Source organism: Blastococcus saxobsidens (assembly GCF_002938435.1).
Taxonomy (GTDB): Bacteria; Actinomycetota; Actinomycetes; order Mycobacteriales; family Geodermatophilaceae; genus Blastococcus; species Blastococcus saxobsidens.
This window is the reverse complement of sequence record NZ_POQT01000032.1, coordinates 23,167-39,378: the sequence shown is the minus strand read 5'-3', so window position 1 is coordinate 39,378 and position 16,212 is coordinate 23,167. Positions and strand designations below refer to the sequence as shown.

Sequence of the window (16,212 nt, the reverse complement as noted above, 5' to 3'; positions counted from 1 at the left end):
GGGGGAGTGGACGATTCCTTTCCGTCCAGCTGCAGAAACTCTTCCCTGTGAAACCAACCGACCGGTATGGTCCGGTCCCACTGGGAAGCGGATGGGGGAACAGCGCCCATGGCGATGTCGAACGCAGTCGGGCGGGGCATGATCCCGCGCCAGGGTCACCGCTGGTTCGTCGCCGTGGAGCTGCTGCGGCGGTCATCGGCCGGGCGCCCCGAGCTCGGGGTGGGGGAGCGGCTGGAGGCCCCCGGGGTGGCGCAGCTGGAGCGGGCCCGCGCCCGGGGACTGAGCACGGCGGTGCTCACCCGGGACCGGGCGTTCTACGGCGACGACGCCGACTGGCTGGTCGACCGGTGGATCGAGTGCGACACCGTGGACCCGAGCGCGATCCTCGCCGCGATCGGTCCGCTCGGCGGAACCGTCGCCGCGATCACCAGCACCGTCGACGGGTTCCTGGGGGCGGCCGCGGCAGCTGCCCGCAGCCTGGGGCTGCGCGGCCCCACCCCTGACTCGCCTGCGCTCGCCAATGACGAGGCGGCCCTCCGTTCGGCCGTGACGTCCGCGGGCCTCGCCGTCTCCCCCTGGGTGTCGGTGTCCGCCGGCGCCCTCGCGCTCACGTCGGCCGTCGGCTACCCCTGCGTGGTGACGCCGGTCGACGGTGCCCGGCGGTGGGACGCCGCAGTGGTCGCCGACGACCACCAGCTCCGCGAACTGGCCGCTCGGCACGCCCGGCGGGACACGTACGGCCGACGGGTCCGCCCACGACACCGGCTCCTGGTCGAGCAGTACGTGCACGGGCCGCGCTACGCCGCCGACGGCTACGTCACCGAGGGGGAAGCGGTGATCCTGGCCTGGTCGGCCCAGGTCATGACCCTGCCGCCGGAGTTCACCGAGTTCGCCCTGACCGCCGTCCGGCAGCCACCCACCCCCGGGGCGGGCGCCTTCGTCGGGGCCGCCCTCGCGGCGGCCGGTCACGACTTCGGACCGTTCCACCTGGAGTTCGTACTCGGCCCCGCGGGGCCGGTGCTGACCTCCCTGCACGCACGACCGGCCGGGCCGGGGGCCCAGCTGTGCGTGGACCACGTCGCCGGCGTCGACACCGCGGACGTCGCCGTGGCCCTGCTGCTCGGTGAGTCGCCGCCGGGCCCGCCCGACGAGGCCGTCGCCGCCTGCACGCGCATGTACCTCGTGTCGCACACGGCGGGGAGGGTGCGCGAGGTCTCCGGCGTCCGCGAGGTGGCCTCCATCCCCGGGCTGCTGGTGGCCGAGGTCTTCACCGACGTCGGTGACGCGATCGAGCCGCCCGGGACGCCGGCGGGGTACATCGGTCACGTGCTCACCGTGGGCGCCTCGCCCGAGCAGGCGCGACGGCGTGCGGCGTACGCCCTCGACGGCATCCGGGTGGACGTGGAGGAGTTGCAGGCCGTCTGACGGGAGGCCTTGCGCGTGGCCAGGCGCTGATGATGCGGCCTGCTCTCGCCGCGCCGGTGCTGCGCCGTCGAGGGCGCGGATCGGCCGGCAGACGCCGAGCGCCCCCCTCCCGTGCGGGAGGAGGGCGCTCGGTCACGCGGACGGCGGGGTCCCCACCCCGCCGGGCACGTCACCCCGGCCGGCCGGCCGAGTTGAGCCAGGTCAGCGACAGGTCGACCCGCGTGCCCGGGGCGCCGGCCCAGTTGTGCACCTCGACCCGGTAGCGGCCGGGCGCGGGGGTGGCGTACCGGAGCGACTCCTCCGTCAGGCTGCTGCTGCCGCCGGAGGCAAGGTCGGCGGTCCACGTCCCGTCGGCGTTCTGCCGCTGCAGGTAGAGGTCGACGTCGGCGTCCAGGCTGGGCACCGCACTGATCAGCAGGGCCGCGTTGTCGAAGCCCTCCTGTGCGTCGAACTCGTGGAACGCCACCGTGGCCGGCGTCCGCGCCGGGCCGCCCAGGGCCGGCGTGACCGACGCCTGCTCCGCGGGCTGCGCGGGGCCGGCCTGCGCCGGCTGGTGCTCGCTGAACGGCACCGTGTCCTCGACCAGCGCCGGCTCCGCCACCACGGGCACCTGCAGGGAGGTGCCACCCGGGCCGGTCGCGATCGTGACCCGCGGGTCGACGGCGAAGGTCGGGACCTTGTCCGGGTCGGAGGTGGTGAACCGCAGCGCCAGCCGGTGCCCCTCGCGCAGGTTGTGGGCCATGGCGAACCCCGGCGGCTGCATCTCCATCAGCTGACCGGGGACCACCGGCTTCGGGGTGGCCACGCCGACCCGCAGCTCGGGGTTGATGGCGAACTGGCTGATCCGGCGGCGCTCGCCGTCGGGGCTCTCGTCGTACAGCGTGCCGATCAGGTGCACCCGGGGCGCGGTCACCGAGGCGACCAGGTCCATCAGCGGCTTGCCGGCGAGCACCGTGTCCTCGGCCACGGGCGCGGAGACGAAGTCGGCGCCGCCGGTGCCCTGCGGGTCCGCGAACCCGGTCGGGTCGCCGGTGAAGGAGACCGACCCGGGCACCACCGGGGCCGTCGAGCCGAGGGTCCCGTCGGCGGCCGGGTGCAGGGTGAGCATCGAGGAGCCCGACGGCGGCCACTGCGAGTCGGAGAGGATCTGGCTGCGGTCACCGGTGCGGCCGCCCTCGAAGGTGCCGTCGGAGAGGAAGAGCTCCGCGGCCGGGCCGGTCTCGACGTCGCGCTGGGCGAGGTGCTTGTCGAACCAGGCGTGCAGGGCGTAGGTCCACTGGATGCCGCGGCGGGTGGGGCAGCACCCGGAACCGTGGTCCCACTGGCCGAGCCAGATCTTGTCGCCGTCACGGCCGCCGCGCTGGGTGAACCAGTCCATGCCGGCGACGCGGGCGGCGTTGTCGTTGACCCCGTGGACCATGAACACCGGGAGGTCGGCGGCGGTGGCGGCCGCCCGCCAGTCGCGCTCGCCGTGCCACGACGTGTACTGACCCGACAGCTGGGCCTCGCCCGCCGTGAGGGAGCTGTTCGGCAGGCCGCAGCCGGTCTCCTCCGGCTTCTGGCCGAAGTGCTCCCCACCGGGGAGGTCCCGCTCCAGCGCGATCTGCTCGTAGGCCGCCATGGGGCCGGCCCACTGCAGGAAGTACGGCACGCCGGCCTGGAACTGGTGGTCGTACATCGTCGCCATGCCGGCGCTCGGGACGATGGTCTCCAGCCCCTCGGGGTCCATCGCCGCGGCCAGCGACGGGGTCGACCCGACGTAGGAGTGCCCGGTCATGCCGACCCGGCCGTTGGACCACGGCTGGGACGCGGCCCACTCGACGACCTGCTCGAGGTCCTTGGCGTCGTTCGCACCGAGGTGGTCCAGGCAGCCGTCGCTGAGGCCGGTGCCGCGCAGGTCCATCATCACGACCGCGTAGCCCTTGGGCGCGAAGTAGCCCGTCAGGCCGAGCGAGATGCCCTCCTCGTCGCGCGGCTCGGGCAGGATCCGCCTGCCCTCCCGGTCGGCCAGGGTGCCGTGGTAGGGGCTCGCCTCCAGGATCACCGGCCACTGACCGTCGGCCGGCCGGCCGTCGGCGCCGGCGGGGCGGGTGACCTCGATGTGCACCTCGGTGCCGTCGTGCATCGGCAGCTCGAGGGTCTCCTGCACGGTGCCGAAGCGATCGGCGGTGAGGCCGGCCACCTGGGTGTAGTCGAAAGCGGCGGCCGGTTGGGTGGTCGAGGGGCGCCCCTTGCCCGGGTGGTCGTCGGGGGGCGCGGCGGTGGCGGGCTGGGTGAGGCTGACGGCGACGACGAGCGGGAGCGCGAGTCCCAGGCAGCGGGCGATGCGGCGTGCCGGGCGTGGCGTTGAGGTCATCATGGGGCCTTTCGGCTTCGTGGCCAGGTTGACCTTGGAACGAGCGACGTACCGGCGGGTAACGCAGGAGCTGCAGAGGGGGCCGGCGGAGTGGACCGGGTCCGACCGCCGGCGGACCGTTCGTGCTGCCGCGGTGGCGCACGTCCGCCGTCGCCGTCCGGGCGCCGGCACTCCGGCGCGCGGGGACCAGCGACAGGGCGGTCAGGTGCCGCCGCGGAGGGCGTCGACCGGCTCGATCCTGGCGGCGCGGTGCGCCGGCAGGCCCCCGGCCACGAGGCCGACGACCGCACCGAGGAGGGCGCCGCCCACGGCGACCCGGGGATCGACCACCGGCGTCCAGTCCCGCACCACGGAGATGACGACGACGGCGAACACGCCCAGTGCCGCACCGATGAGGCCACCGAGCAGGCCGATGACGACCGACTCGGCCACGAACTGCCCGGCGATCTGCCGCCCGGTCGCCCCGATGGCCCTGCGGAGCCCGATCTCGCCGACCCGCTCCATGACCGACAGCATGGTCACGTTGGCGATGCCGACGCCGCCGGCGAGCAGCACGATGACCGCCAGGACGAGGAACACCCCGTTCACGTCGGCCTGCACGTCCCGGCCCAGCTCGGACCGGCCGTCCGGCGCTCGTACCTCGAGGCTCTCCGGGTCGTCGGGGGCCAGCGCCAGGGCGGCCTGGTTGCGCAGCTGCGGACCGGCCCCGATCGCGATCCGGGCCTGCACGTCGCCGGGGGCGGCCAGCCGGAAGTCGGCGCGCGCCGTCTCGGTGGGCACGATCACGGCGTTGAGCAGCTCCGCGCGGACATCGGCCGAGCCGACCACGCCCAGGACGGCATAGGCGATGCCGTCGATGAACACCGAGGGCTGGGTGTCCACCCGCTGCAGGCCCAGCCGTTCCGCGGCCCGGATGCCCAGGACCGCCACCCGGTCGGCCCGGCCGTCGTGGCCGGCGTCGAAGAACCGGCCGGTTGCCAGTCGGCCGCCCACGGTGTCGAGCAGCTCCGCGGAGGCCGCGTAGATCGGTGGAGGGGCGCTCGGCGGTCGCGAGGGGTCGTTCACCGGCACCGCGGTCACCACGGCCTCGGGCAGCTGCACCTCCGCGAGCACGGCCGCGGACTCGATCCCGGCCAGCCGTTCCAGGCGGGAGACGGCGTCCCAGGGCAGTGCCCCCGCGGCGATCGTCGCCCCGCCGCCCGTGTTCGCCGTCCTCGGGCCGACCACGAGCTGGGTGGCGGCGTTGGCGTCGAACTGCCGGGCGATCTGGCCGGCGGCGGTCTGGGCGAGGCCGATGGTGGCGATCAGCGCGGCGATGCCGAGCACGGTGCCGACGATCGTCGTCACCAGCCTCCCCGGGCGGGACCCGATGTCCGCGGTCGCCTCCCCGAGCAGGTCGGGAAAGCGGAACCGGTCGGCCGGCGCCACCGGCCGGATGGAGGGGTCCGGCGTGCGCCGGCGCCTGCGCAAGCGAGCCGGGAGGTGCAGCCAGGACGGGCGACGACCCCGGGACGGCGGCGCTCCGAGGCCGGTCACCCCGCCTCGCTCACGCGACCGTCGGCGAGGCGGATGCGCCGCGAGGCCCGCCGGGCAACCTCCTCGTCGTGGGTGATGACGACGAGCGTCAGCCCGTCGGCGTGCAGCTCCTCGAAGAGGTTCATGATCTCCGCGGACCTGGCCGAGTCGAGGTTGCCGGTCGGCTCGTCGGCCAGCAGCACGCGCGGCCGCGAGGCGACGGCCCGTGCCACGGCGACCCGCTGGCGCTCGCCTCCGGAGAGAGTGCCGGGCAGGAAGTCGGTGCGGTGGCCCAAACCCACGCGCTCGAGCGCCTCGCGGGCGCGGGGCTCGCGCTCCGCGCGTGGGGTGCCGTTGTAGAGCATGGGCAGCAGCACGTTCTGCAGGGCGGTTCGCCGGGACATGAGGTGGAACGCCTGGAACACGAAGCCGAGGTGCCGGGCGCGGACGGCGGCCCGGTCGTCCTCGTCGAGCACGCCGGTCAGCACCCCGCCCAGCCGGTACTCACCGACCGTGGGCCGGTCCAGCAGCCCGAGGATGTTGAGCATCGTGGACTTGCCCGACCCGCTGGGGCCGGTGATGGAGACGTACTCGCCGTCGGCGACGGACACGCTGGCGCCCTTGAGGGCCTGCACCTCCGGCGGTCCCGGGAAGGACCGGGTGACATCGCGGAGCTCGATGGCCGGCGCCGTGGTCGGCAGTGGCAGCGTCGCCGGGTCGCTCACCGGTGCCGGGCTCCCGCCGTCATCGGCCGACCACCACCAGGTCGTCCTCCTCCAGATCGCCCTCCAGCGGGCGGACCTCGACGGCGCCGTCGGCGGCCAGCCCGGTCTCCACCACGACCAGCCGGGTCTCGGCGCCCGCACCGTCGCGGGGGTCGCCCACGACCACCTCGACGCGGGACTCCCCGCCGGGGCCGGCGCTCAGCGCGGCCAGGGGCACGGACAGCACGTCACCGTCCGTCGCACCGACCGGGATGCCGACCCGCACGTTGGTGCCCTGCACCTGCACGACCTGCTCCGTGGTGAGCGGGGCCGGCTCCAGCTGCACGGTCCACCGGGCTCCGTCACCGTCCCCAGGGGTCACCTCGGTGATCGTGGCGGCGTGCTCCTCGCCGTCGAGCAGCTCGAAGGTCGCCGGCATGCCGGCGGAGAGCAGCCGGGCGTCCGCGGCGGCGACGGTGCCGGACAGGCCGAGGGTCGCCCCCGACACCGTCATGGCCGCGCCCTGGAGCACAGCGCCACGCCGGGTCTCGACGGCGTCCACGCGGCGCGGCAGCCGGCTGAGGTAGAGGACTTCGCCGGCCGGCAGGGTGGGCAGGACGGCTTGCTGCGACTCGGTCAGCGCCGCGCGCGCCTGGTCGAGCTGCTGCTGCGCGGCGGACAGCGAGGCACGCTGCGCCGTGGTGTCCGGCGGGACGTCCAGTTCCTGACGCCGGAGCTGGGCCAGCGCCAGGGCGTCCCTCAGGTTCCCGATCACCACCGGGTCGTCGGGGGTGGTCGCGAGCGCTGCGTCCAGCTCCCGCTTGGCGCCGGCGACGCCGTTGTCCGCTTCCCGGACCTCGACGGCCGACGGGCCCCGGCGCGCGCCGGCCAGTTCGGCCTGCGCGGCGGCGACACCCTGCTCGGCGCTGCGCACGGCGCCCTGGGCCGCGAGCACGCCCTCCTCAGCGCCCTCCTGACCGCCGGGGGCCGGGTAGCCCGCCTGGGCGTACAGAGCGGTGACCGCGGACGCGGCGGCCCCGTCGAACCTGTCGTCGGCCGGGTCGCCGGCGTCCAGGCCGACGGCGCGCACGGCCTCCTTGAACTGCACGACGTCCGGTCCGGAGACACCGACGCGGAGCGTCCGGTAGGCCGGCAGCTCCCCGGGCAGCACGATGACCGGGCGTCCGGCGATCTCCAGGGCGACCCCCAGCGGACCCAACTCGGAGCCGACCTCGGGCACCTGGCCGGTCACCACCGCCGGCCCGGAGATGGCGGACGTGTCGATGGTGACCTCGACGGAGTCGGCGTACGCGACCTGGCCGCGGATGGTGACGTCGTTGCTCAACGGCCCGAACGCGACGGGCACGGTCACCAGTCCGGGGGCGGGGGTCTCGGCCCCGGCGGGGTCCGGGGCGACCACGAACCGGCCGACGAGCAACCCGGCGACCAGCGCCACCGCCGCCACCGCCGCGGTGATCCACAACGGGCGGTTGCGGCGGAGGAGAGCCGGCCAGGCCGACCGGCGGGAGGGTCCCGCCTCGTCGATCTCCGGCTCCTCCAGGTGCTCCTCGACCAGTCCGGGCACGTCAGTTCTGCTCGGCCGCGGCAACCAACGCGTCCAGCTCCGCCTTGTGGTCCTCGATGAACTGCTCCTCGACCTCACGGGTGATCTCGGCGGACCGGTCCCGGTAGTCGGTCTCCTCGCGGCACTCGAGGTCGGCCAGGGCCAACTCGATCTCCCGCTCGGCGAGGGCGTCCATGTCGACCTGGTCGGGCCCGCTCTCCATGCTGCCGTCCTCGGACATGCCGCCCTCCTCGTAGAGCGCGTTCATGGCGTCGTGGATGGAGGTCTGCGCCTCCATCGGGTCGGCGTGGCCCCCGTGACCGGCGTCGTCCACGCACGCGGCCCACGCCGCGTCGAGCTCGGCCATGCCCGGCCAGGACGCCATGTCCGTGTAGAGCTCGTTGATGGCGTCGAACAGCGGCCGGAACTCCTCCGACTGCGACGGGTCCTCACCGGCGACCTTGTGCTGGGCGGCGCCCTGGCACCCGGCCGTGGTCCAGTCGTACTCGAACTCACCGCCGCCCTCGGCCATCTCCTCCTCGGTCGGCATGGGGCCGTGCAGCGCCTCGTAGAAGGCCATTTGCTCCGGCTCCGACAGACTGGCCACGTACTCGGCGTTGGGGTCGAGGTACTCCTCCTCCGGCGGCGGCGGCTCCTCGCTGAAGGGGGACTTCACCGCGCCGTAGCCGTACTGGGCCACCCACTCGCGGTCGTCGGGCCGCCACTCGCTGCCGTCGCTGACGTAGTACCCGCCCGAGCCCGTGGCGGGCGTGTACTCGAAGCCCTCCGCCTGCATGCACTCCGCGACGAGTTCCTCCGTCCTCCGCTGCTCCTCGGCGAACCTCTCCTCCTGCTCCTCGGGAGAGAGCTCGCCGCCGTACACAGCGCTGAAGTACTTCGACAGCGGCGACTCCTGGTGGGCGTCGTCGGGGGCTCCGGAGGCGTCCTCCGAGCCGGCGCAGCCGGCCAGCAGGAGGGTCAGCGCGGCCAGGGCCGACAGGGGGGCAGCGGCACGGCGCACGCGCATGGGGACTCCCGGGTGACGGTGGTTGTCGCACCGTAGAGGGCCGTAACTCCCTTGGACATCCTTCTGACGGCGGACTTCGTCACGATCCGGACTCGAAATCACCGCACTCGGGTTCGAGGGCCGGCCGGTGCGTCCACCCGCCTGCGGGTTCGACGGTGCACGCCCGTCCGTCCTCAGGGCCGCCTGGACGACGAAACGGCCCCTCCCCGGGGGGAGGAGCCGCTGGTCGATCCTGGTGCGCCATCAGGGACTCGAACCCCGAACCCGCTGATTAAGAGTCAGCTGCTCTGCCAATTGAGCTAATGGCGCGGTGCCGTCCGGCCGGGGCCGGGCAACGAGAGGAAACGATACCAGCGCCGCGCCCCCCGTCGGCGGGCGCCCCGTGCGTGCTTCACCACACGATGCCGGTCGGGCGTGGACACTGGAGGGGTTGCCGTGCCCAGGGAGGGCGAGGCGGGGGAGAGATTCCGGTGCGAGTGCGACGGACAGCCGCGACGGTCGCTGCGGGGGCCCTGGTACTCGTGGCCGGGTGCAGCGGGGACGACGCGACGCCCTCACGTGAGGCCGCCCCGGATGCCGGGCCGGCGACGATCGAGCTGGCCGTGGCGGACGGGACCGCCGACGTCTCGCCGGTGGTCCCGCTGGAGATCGCCGTCGACGGCGGGGAGCTCACCGGGGTCACGGTCACCGACGGTGCCGGGGCGCCCGTGCCCGGCGCGCTGGCCGCCGCGGCCGGGGAGGAGGCTGAGGGGGCCGAGGAGACCGCCCGGGTCTGGAGCCCGGAGACCCCGCTGGCGTACGCCACCAGCTACACGCTGACGGTGACGGTGACGGCCACCAACGCCGACGACGAGGTGACGACGCAGGAGTCCACCTTCACCACCGTCGACCCGGAGACGCTCTCGACTCCGGGCATCGGCCCCCTCGACGGGCAGACCGTCGGTGTCGGCATGCCGATCCGCGTCTACTTCGAGCAGCCGGTGGTCGACAAGGCCACCGTCGAGAGCAACCTGCAGGTCACCAGCACGACCCCCACCGACGGGGTGTGGAACTGGTTCAGCGACACCGAGGTCCACTTCCGCCCGTCGGACTACTGGCCGGAGAACATCGAGGTCACCCTGGACGCGGACCTGTACGGCGTGGACCTCGGCAACGGCGTGTGGGGGGAGAAGGACCGCTCGATCTCCTTCTCGATCGGTGAGCGGCACGTGTCGATCGCCGACGCCAGCACCTACACCATGGAGGTCTACGACGGCGACCAGCTGGTCAAGACCTTCCCGATCAGCGCCGGTAGCCCGGACAACCCGAGCTACAACGGACCGCACGTCGTCACCGAGATGAACCGGGACCGCATCATGGACTCGAGCACCTACGGCGTCCCCGTCGACAGCCCGGACGGCTACCGGACCCCCGTCGAGTACGCCGTCCGCCTGTCCGACAGCGGGGAGTTCGTCCACGCCGCCCCCTGGTCGGTCGCCCAGCAGGGCAACACCAACGTCTCGCACGGCTGCATCAACATGTCGACCGAGAACGCGCGCTGGTTCTTCGAGTTCTCCATACCTGGCGACGTCGTCGAGATCCAGGGCTCCAGCGCCGGGACGCTGCGGTCCGACATCTACGACTGGACCATCCCCTGGGACGAGTGGAAGGCCGGCAGCGCCCTCGCGTGATCGTCTCCGGGCGTTTCCCGGGTCCTGACCGGGGCACCCACGACTCCGACGTGGAGGAGGGTAAGCCGTGGACACCTGGGTGATCGTGCTGATCGTCGTCGTCGTGCTGGTGCTGCTGGCTCTGGCGGCGCTGGCACTGATGAAGCGCTCCCGTGCGAGCCGTGTGCGCCGGGAGGCGCACCACCGCGAGCAGGCTCGGGAGAACCTGCAGGAGGCGCAGGTCCGGGCCGCGCGCGCGGACAAGGAACAGGCCCTTGCCGAGGAGCAGGCCGCCCGCGCCCGCCGCGAGATGGCCGAGGTGCAGGAGCGCGCCGCGCAGGCCGAGCAGGAGGCCCGCGAGCGGGCCGCCCGAGCCGGTGAGGACCGGACGGCCGCCGAGCAGCTGCGGGCCGAAGCGCAGCGGCTCGCACCCGACGTGAACCCCGACGGGCACCCCGCCCCGCACGGTCATCCCGAAGGTGGCGCCACCCGCCGCTGAGTTCCGGAGCGCGCTCCGGTCCAACCTCCGGGAGACCGTCTACTCGGAGGGGTGTCATGACCGATCTGCTGGCCATCGGGACGCGCAAGGGGCTGTGGCTGGCCCGCAGCGAGGACGGGCGCCGGACGTGGACCCTCGACGGGCCGCACCTGGTGGCCCAGGAGGTCGCCGCCGTCTCGATCGACACCCGGCGGTCGGCACCCAGGGTTCTGGCCGGCGTCCAGTACGGGCACTGGGGTCCGACGGTCACCTGGTCCGACGACCTCGGTGGCAGCTGGCACGAGACCGACTCCGGCGCCATCCGCTTCCCGGCGGACACCGGCGCCGCGCTGGGCCGGGTCTGGCAGCTGCGGCCCGACACCGCCGCCCGGCCGGACGTCGTCTGGGCCGGTTGCGAACCGCACTCGCTGTGGCGCAGCACCGACGGCGGCTGCAGCTTCAGTCTCGTGCGCGGGCTCTGGGACCACCCGCACCGCCCGACGTGGGAGCCGGGCGCCGGCGGGGGAGCGGTGCACACGGTCCTGCCCGATCCCGCGACGGAGCGGGTCGTGGTCGCCATGAGCACCGGTGGCGTCTACGTCAGCGACGACGGCGCGACGGGCTGGGCGCCGCGCAACCGCGGCATCAGCGCCGTCTTCATGCCCGAGCCGACGCCGGAGTACGGCCAGTGCGTGCACAAGGTCGCCGTCGACGCCGGGGACCCGGCGCGGATGTACGCGCAGAACCACTTCGGCGTCTACCGCACCGACGACGGCGGCGGCTCCTGGACCTCCATCGCCGACGAGCTGCCCGCCGACTTCGGCTTCCCGATCGCCGCCTCGCCGTCCACCCCGGGCACCGCGTGGGTGGTGCCGCTGGTCGCCGACATGCGCCGGATGCCGCCGGACGGGCGGCTGCGCGTGCACCGCACCCGGGACGCCGGGAACAGCTGGACCGAGATCGGCGAGGGGTTGCCCGACGGCCACTGGACCGCGGTGCTCCGGGACGCCTTCTGCACCGACGCGGGCGAGCCGACCGGTCTCTACGTGGGCACCCGCGACGGCTGCGTCTACGCCAGCGCCGACGAGGGGGACACCTTCACCGTCGTCGCCGAGCACCTGCCCGACGTCCTCGTCGTGCGCGCCGCGCGGCTGCCGTGAGGAGCCAGGGATGACCGTGCAGGTCCTGCTGCCGGGGGCGCTCGCACCGCTGGCCGGCGGCGCCCGGCACCTGGCCGTCGAGCCCCGCGGCGAGACGCTGGCCGACGTCCTGGACGCCCTGGCGGCGGAGCACCCGACGCTCACCCGGCGCATCCGGGACGAGACCGGGCGGGTGCGCCGATTCGTGAACGTCTACGTCGACGGCGAGGACGCGCGCTTCCAGGGCGGGCTGGCGACGAAGGTGCGCGCTGGTGCGGAGGTGCACGTGCTGCCGTCGGTCGCCGGCGGCTGACCGCGCGTCAGGGTCCGGACAGGCCGCGGCGGATGTCGAGCACCACGGCGTCCAGAGGGCGGCCCGCGTCGATGCGGGCGCAGGTCCCCTCGGCCCACGGTGCGTAGGAGCCGGCGCGTGCGACGACGTCGTCCCAGGAGGGCTCGGGCACGCGCGTGAATCCCCGCGTCCGTCCTTCCAGGCGGCGGCGGTGCTCGCCGTCGTCGTCCAGCGTCAGCAGGACGAACCGCACCTCGGCATCCGCCTCCACGGAGGCGCTGCGCCAGGTCTGCCGGGCCGGTTCGCTGTCGTTCACGGCGTCGGCCACGACCACCCGACCGGCGAGCAGGTTCTGCACGGCGACGGCGCCGGCGGCCTCGTAGGCGGCCACCCCGGTCTCCCACGCGGGCGGCAGGCCGGCGCGCAGGAGCGCGTCCTCGATCGGATCGACGGAGATCCAGGTGGCGGCCAGCCGGGCGGCGAGCTCGGCGGCCACGGCGGACTTGCCCACGCCGGGCAGTCCCGAGACGACGATCAGCACGCGCCCACCCTGCCCGCCGCAGGTCTCCGGCGGTCGGCCCCGGCACTCAGAGGGCGGCCAGCTCCGCGCAGCTCGGGCACAGCTGTTCGCCGTCGTAGCCCTCGGGGGGCCAGGGGAGCTGCTCGTCGATGGACACGTAGGCACCGCACAGCGCCTTGCGGCTCTGCCCGTTGACCCGGCCGATCGTGGCGTGCGCCGGGCCGATCTGCCGCGGCTTCAGCCCCTCCGCGCCGAAGGAACCGACCATCACGACCGCGTGTGCTGTGCCGTACGCGTAGACGCTGGTCATGCCACCAGAGTCCGAGCCCGTGCCGCCCGTGGCCAGCACCGCCGGGCGCGTGTCCGGCGCACCCGTCACACCCGCCCCACCCGTAGGGCGGAACGCCGGGAAGGGTGGCTCCCGGGGATGGGGGACGTCCTTCCGGGCGCGGTTGCGACGCCGTCACGCCTGGGCGTAGATCTTCTCCACCTCGCGGGCGTTCTCCTTCATGACCACCGACCGCTTGAGCTTGAGCGAGGGGGTCAGCTGCCCGCCCTCCACGGTCCACTCGACCGGCAGGACGGCGAACGAGCGGATCGACTCGGCGCGCGAGACCTGCTTGTTGGCGGCGTCCACGGCCGCCTGGATCTCCGCCATCACCTCGGGGTCGTCCACGAGCTCGCTCACCGGGGTGCTCCCCGGGCGGCCCTTGGCCTCCAGCCAGCCCGGCATCGCCTCGGCGTCGAGGGTGATCAGGCAGCCGATGTAGGGCCGGTTGTCGCCCACGACGATGCACTGGCTCACCAGCGGGTGCGCCCGGATCTTGTCCTCGAGCACGGCGGGGGAGACGTTCTTCCCGCCCGAGGTCACGATGAGCTCCTTGATCCGCCCGGTGACGGTCACGTAGCCCTCGTCGTCGATGACGCCGATGTCGCCGGTCGCGAACCAGCCGTCGCGCATCGTCTCCGCCGTGGCGTCGGGGTTCTTCCAGTAGCCCCGGAACACCTGCGGGCCGCGCACCTGGATCTCGCCGTGCTCGGCGATCCGGACGGCGGAGCCGGGTGCCGCGCGGCCGACGGTGCCCACCTTGAGGGCGTCCGGGCCGCTGACCGTGGCCGGGCCGGTGGTCTCGGTGAGCCCGTAGCCCTCGAGGATGGTCACGCCGATGCCGCGGAAGAAGTGGCCCAGCCGCTCGCCCAGCGGGGCGCCGCCGGAGAGGGCGTACTCGACCCTGCCGCCCATCGCGGCGCGCAGCTTGCCGTAGACCAGGGTGTCGAACAGCTTGTGCTGCAGCGTCAGGCCCAGGCCCGCGCCGCCGGTGTCCTGCGCCTTGGACCAGGCGACCGCCACCCGCTCGGCGCGGTCGAAGATGCTGCCCTTGCCGGCGGCGTGCGCCTTCTGCCGGGCGCCGTTGTAGACCTTCTCGAACACCCGCGGCACGGCGACCAGGAAGCTCGGTTGGAAGCTGCCGAGGTCGGCCAGCAGCTGCACCAGGTCGCCGGTGTGGCCCAGCCGCGCCCCGTTCTGGATGCAGCTGACCTCGATGATCCGCGCGAACACGTGCGCCAGCGGCAGGAACAGCAGCGAGCTCGCGTCCTCCGCACGCATCGCCGGGATGACCGAGGGCGCCAGCTCGGCGACGTAGAGCAGGTTGCCGTGCGTGAGCTCGCAGCCCTTGGGGCGCCCGGTCGTGCCGGAGGTGTAGATGATCGTGGCCAGCGAGTCGGTGTCCACCGCGGCCCGGCGGGTGGCGAGCTCCGACTCGGGTGCCTCGGCGGCCCGCGACGCGACGGAGTCGAGGTCGCCACCCTCGATCTGCCACACCTCGCGCAGCTGCGGCACCTGCTCGCGCACGGAGGCGACCAGCGCCGCGTGCTCGGCGGTCTCCACGACGACCGCCACGGCGCCGGAGTCCGACAGGATCCACTGGGTCTGCTCGGGGGAGGACGTCTCGTAGATCGGCACGCCCACGCCGCCGGCCGTCCAGATGGCGTAGTCGGCCAGCGTCCACTCGTAGCGCGTCTTGGACATGATGCCCACCCGGTCGCCGACCTGGACCCCGGCGGCGATCATGCCGCGCGCCAGCCCGGCGACCTGGTCGGCGAACTCCCGGCTCGTCACCGGCACCCACGACCCGCCGACGTTGCGGGTGAGGGCCACCCGGTCGGGGTTCTCGGCGGCGTGCGCGGTGACCGCGTCCGAGAGGGCGGCGGTGGCCGGGATCTCGAAGGTGGCGGGGGTGGAGTACTCCTGCACGGGGGGCTCCTGTCGGTAGGCACGGCGCTGTGACCTGGGTCGCGAACATACAGAACAGGTGGTCTGTATGTTGAGCTTTCTGGCGTCCCTTGCGCCGCAAACGATCACGCCCCCCGGAGGGTTCCTGTGCAGTCCGCGCTCTACGAGGCCGAGCACGAGACGTTCCGCGCGATGCTGCGCGACTTCCTCGCCAAGGAGGTCGTCCCGCACCACGCCGACTGGGAGGAGGCCGGCGTCGTCGACCGGTCGGTCTGGCTCAAGGCAGGCGAGCAGGGCCTGCTCGGCATGGACGTCCCGGAGGAGTACGGCGGCGGCGGGATCAAGGACTTCCGCTACAACGCGATCCTCTCCGCCGAGGTCAGCCGCGTGGGCGCCAGCGGCCTGGGCTTCACGCTGCAGAACGACGTCGTCGCGCCCTACCTGACCGCGCTGACCACCGAGGAGCAGAAGCAGCGGTGGCTGCCCGGCGTGGTCAGCGGCGAGATCATCACCGCGATCGCCATGACGGAGCCCGGCGCGGGCTCGGACCTCCAGGGCCTGAGGACGACCGCCCGCCGTGACGGCGACGAGTGGGTGCTCAACGGTTCCAAGACGTTCATCACCAACGGCATCAACGCCGACCTGGTCATCGTGGTCGCCCGCACCGATCCCGAGGCCGGTGCCCGAGGGTTCTCGCTGCTGGTCGTCGAGCGCGGGATGCCGGGCTTCGAGCGCGGCCGGAACCTGGACAAGGTCGGCCTCAAGGCGCAGGACACCGCGGAGCTCTTCTTCTCGGACGTGCGCGTCCCGGCCGCCAACCTGCTCGGCACCGAGGGGCACGGCTTCTTCCACCTGATGGAGAACCTCCCGCAGGAGCGGCTGTCCATCGCCGCGGGAGCCGTGGCCTCCGCCCGCATCGTGCTCGACCTGACCGTCCAGTACTGCAAGGACCGCACGGCCTTCGGCAAGCCGATCGGGAAGTTCCAGAACACCCGGTTCGAGCTGGCCGAGATGCACACCGAGGTCTCGATCGCCGAGACCTACCTGGAGAAGGCGATCCTCGAGCACAACGCCGGCCGGTTCACCGCCGAGGACGCCGCGATGGCGAAGTGGTGGACGACGGAGCTGCAGAAGCGCGTCGTCGACCGGTGCCTGCAGCTGCACGGCGGCTACGGCTACATGCTCGAGTACCCGGTCGCCAAGGCCTTCCTGGACTCCCGCATCCAGACCATCTACGGCGGGACGACCGAGATCATGAAGGAGATCGTCGGTCGCTCCCTCGGCGTCTGACCCCTTCCCTGCTTTTC

The 16,212-nt window shown here is 73.6% G+C and carries 14 protein-coding genes and 1 tRNA gene; 6 read left to right on the top strand and 9 right to left on the bottom strand.

Annotated features, from left to right (window positions below; genetic code table 11):
• Nucleotides 1–108: 108 nt before the first annotated feature.
• Complete coding sequence (locus C5507_RS17125) at nucleotides 109–1,425, top strand: ATP-grasp domain-containing protein (RefSeq protein ID WP_104529712.1); 1,317 nt, start codon at nucleotides 109–111, stop codon at nucleotides 1,423–1,425.
• A 169-nt stretch (nucleotides 1,426–1,594) separates the two neighbouring features.
• On the opposite strand, the gene C5507_RS17120 is transcribed toward C5507_RS17125, so the two are convergent.
• The 6 genes from C5507_RS17120 to C5507_RS17095 form a co-directional block, all read right to left on the bottom strand.
• Complete coding sequence (locus tag C5507_RS17120) at nucleotides 1,595–3,781, bottom strand: CocE/NonD family hydrolase (protein WP_158657633.1); 2,187 nt, start codon at nucleotides 3,779–3,781, stop codon at nucleotides 1,595–1,597.
• Nucleotides 3,782–3,982: 201 nt separating this feature from the next.
• Entirely contained in the window at nucleotides 3,983–5,209 is a 1,227-nt protein-coding gene (locus C5507_RS17115) for an ABC transporter permease (RefSeq protein WP_207225633.1), read from the bottom strand.
• Between the two features lie 104 nt (nucleotides 5,210–5,313).
• Entirely contained in the window at nucleotides 5,314–6,021 is a 708-nt protein-coding gene (locus C5507_RS17110) for an ABC transporter ATP-binding protein (RefSeq protein WP_242610914.1), read from the bottom strand.
• Nucleotides 6,022–6,040: 19 nt separating this feature from the next.
• Nucleotides 6,041–7,585 carry an efflux RND transporter periplasmic adaptor subunit gene (locus tag C5507_RS17105; protein ID WP_207225634.1) on the bottom strand — a complete coding sequence of 515 codons (1,545 nt, stop codon included), beginning with the start codon at nucleotides 7,583–7,585 and terminating at the stop codon, nucleotides 6,041–6,043.
• A gap of 1 nt (nucleotide 7,586) precedes the next feature.
• Nucleotides 7,587–8,591, bottom strand: coding sequence for a hypothetical protein (locus tag C5507_RS17100; RefSeq protein WP_104529710.1), 1,005 nt, complete (start codon nucleotides 8,589–8,591; stop codon nucleotides 7,587–7,589).
• A 233-nt stretch (nucleotides 8,592–8,824) separates the two neighbouring features.
• Nucleotides 8,825–8,900: transfer RNA gene (locus C5507_RS17095), tRNA-Lys, on the bottom strand.
• 293 nt (nucleotides 8,901–9,193) lie between these two features.
• Here C5507_RS17095 and C5507_RS17090 point away from each other — a divergent pair.
• The 4 genes from C5507_RS17090 (at nucleotide 9,194) to C5507_RS17075 (ending at nucleotide 12,170) form a co-directional block, all read left to right on the top strand.
• Entirely contained in the window at nucleotides 9,194–10,261 is a 1,068-nt protein-coding gene (locus C5507_RS17090) for a L,D-transpeptidase (protein WP_242610915.1), read from the top strand.
• 67 nt (nucleotides 10,262–10,328) lie between these two features.
• On the top strand, nucleotides 10,329–10,739 hold the full coding sequence (locus C5507_RS17085) for a hypothetical protein (RefSeq protein WP_104529708.1): 411 nt from the start codon (nucleotides 10,329–10,331) through the stop codon (nucleotides 10,737–10,739).
• Nucleotides 10,740–10,795: 56 nt separating this feature from the next.
• Nucleotides 10,796–11,878, top strand: coding sequence for a sialidase family protein (locus tag C5507_RS17080; RefSeq protein ID WP_104529707.1), 1,083 nt, complete (start codon nucleotides 10,796–10,798; stop codon nucleotides 11,876–11,878).
• Nucleotides 11,879–11,888: 10 nt separating this feature from the next.
• Complete coding sequence (locus C5507_RS17075; RefSeq protein WP_104529706.1) at nucleotides 11,889–12,170, top strand: ubiquitin-like small modifier protein 1; 282 nt, start codon at nucleotides 11,889–11,891, stop codon at nucleotides 12,168–12,170.
• Between the two features lie 7 nt (nucleotides 12,171–12,177).
• On the opposite strand, the gene C5507_RS17070 is transcribed toward C5507_RS17075, so the two are convergent.
• The 3 genes from C5507_RS17070 to C5507_RS17060 form a co-directional block, all read right to left on the bottom strand.
• Nucleotides 12,178–12,690, bottom strand: a complete 513-nt coding sequence (locus C5507_RS17070) for a P-loop nucleotide/nucleoside kinase family protein (RefSeq protein ID WP_158657632.1) — start codon at nucleotides 12,688–12,690, stop codon at nucleotides 12,178–12,180.
• Nucleotides 12,691–12,736: 46 nt separating this feature from the next.
• Nucleotides 12,737–12,979, bottom strand: coding sequence for a hypothetical protein (locus C5507_RS17065; RefSeq protein WP_104529729.1), 243 nt, complete (start codon nucleotides 12,977–12,979; stop codon nucleotides 12,737–12,739).
• 153 nt (nucleotides 12,980–13,132) lie between these two features.
• A complete protein-coding gene (locus C5507_RS17060) occupies nucleotides 13,133–14,926 on the bottom strand; it encodes an AMP-dependent synthetase/ligase (RefSeq protein ID WP_104529704.1) in 1,794 nt (597 codons plus the stop codon).
• Nucleotides 14,927–15,052: 126 nt separating this feature from the next.
• Between C5507_RS17060 and C5507_RS17055 the strand changes: the two genes are divergently transcribed.
• Nucleotides 15,053–16,195 (top strand): acyl-CoA dehydrogenase family protein, encoded by a 1,143-nt coding sequence (locus C5507_RS17055; RefSeq protein WP_104529703.1) that lies wholly within the window; start codon nucleotides 15,053–15,055, stop codon nucleotides 16,193–16,195.
• Nucleotides 16,196–16,212: the final 17 nt, after the last annotated feature.

Bases quoted from the DNA above. Each gene is read 5' to 3' on its own strand.
- C5507_RS17065 (WP_104529729.1), bottom strand. From the start codon at position 12,979: ATGACCAGCGTCTACGCGTACGGCACAGCACACGCGGTCGTGATGGTC.
- C5507_RS17125 (WP_104529712.1), top strand. From the start codon at position 109: ATGGCGATGTCGAACGCAGTCGGGCGGGGCATGATCCCGCGCCAGGGT.
- C5507_RS17075 (WP_104529706.1), top strand. From the start codon at position 11,889: ATGACCGTGCAGGTCCTGCTGCCGGGGGCGCTCGCACCGCTGGCCGGC.
- C5507_RS17080 (WP_104529707.1), top strand. From the start codon at position 10,796: ATGACCGATCTGCTGGCCATCGGGACGCGCAAGGGGCTGTGGCTGGCC.
- C5507_RS17120 (WP_158657633.1), bottom strand. From the start codon at position 3,781: ATGACCTCAACGCCACGCCCGGCACGCCGCATCGCCCGCTGCCTGGGA.
- C5507_RS17100 (WP_104529710.1), bottom strand. From the start codon at position 8,591: ATGCGCGTGCGCCGTGCCGCTGCCCCCCTGTCGGCCCTGGCCGCGCTG.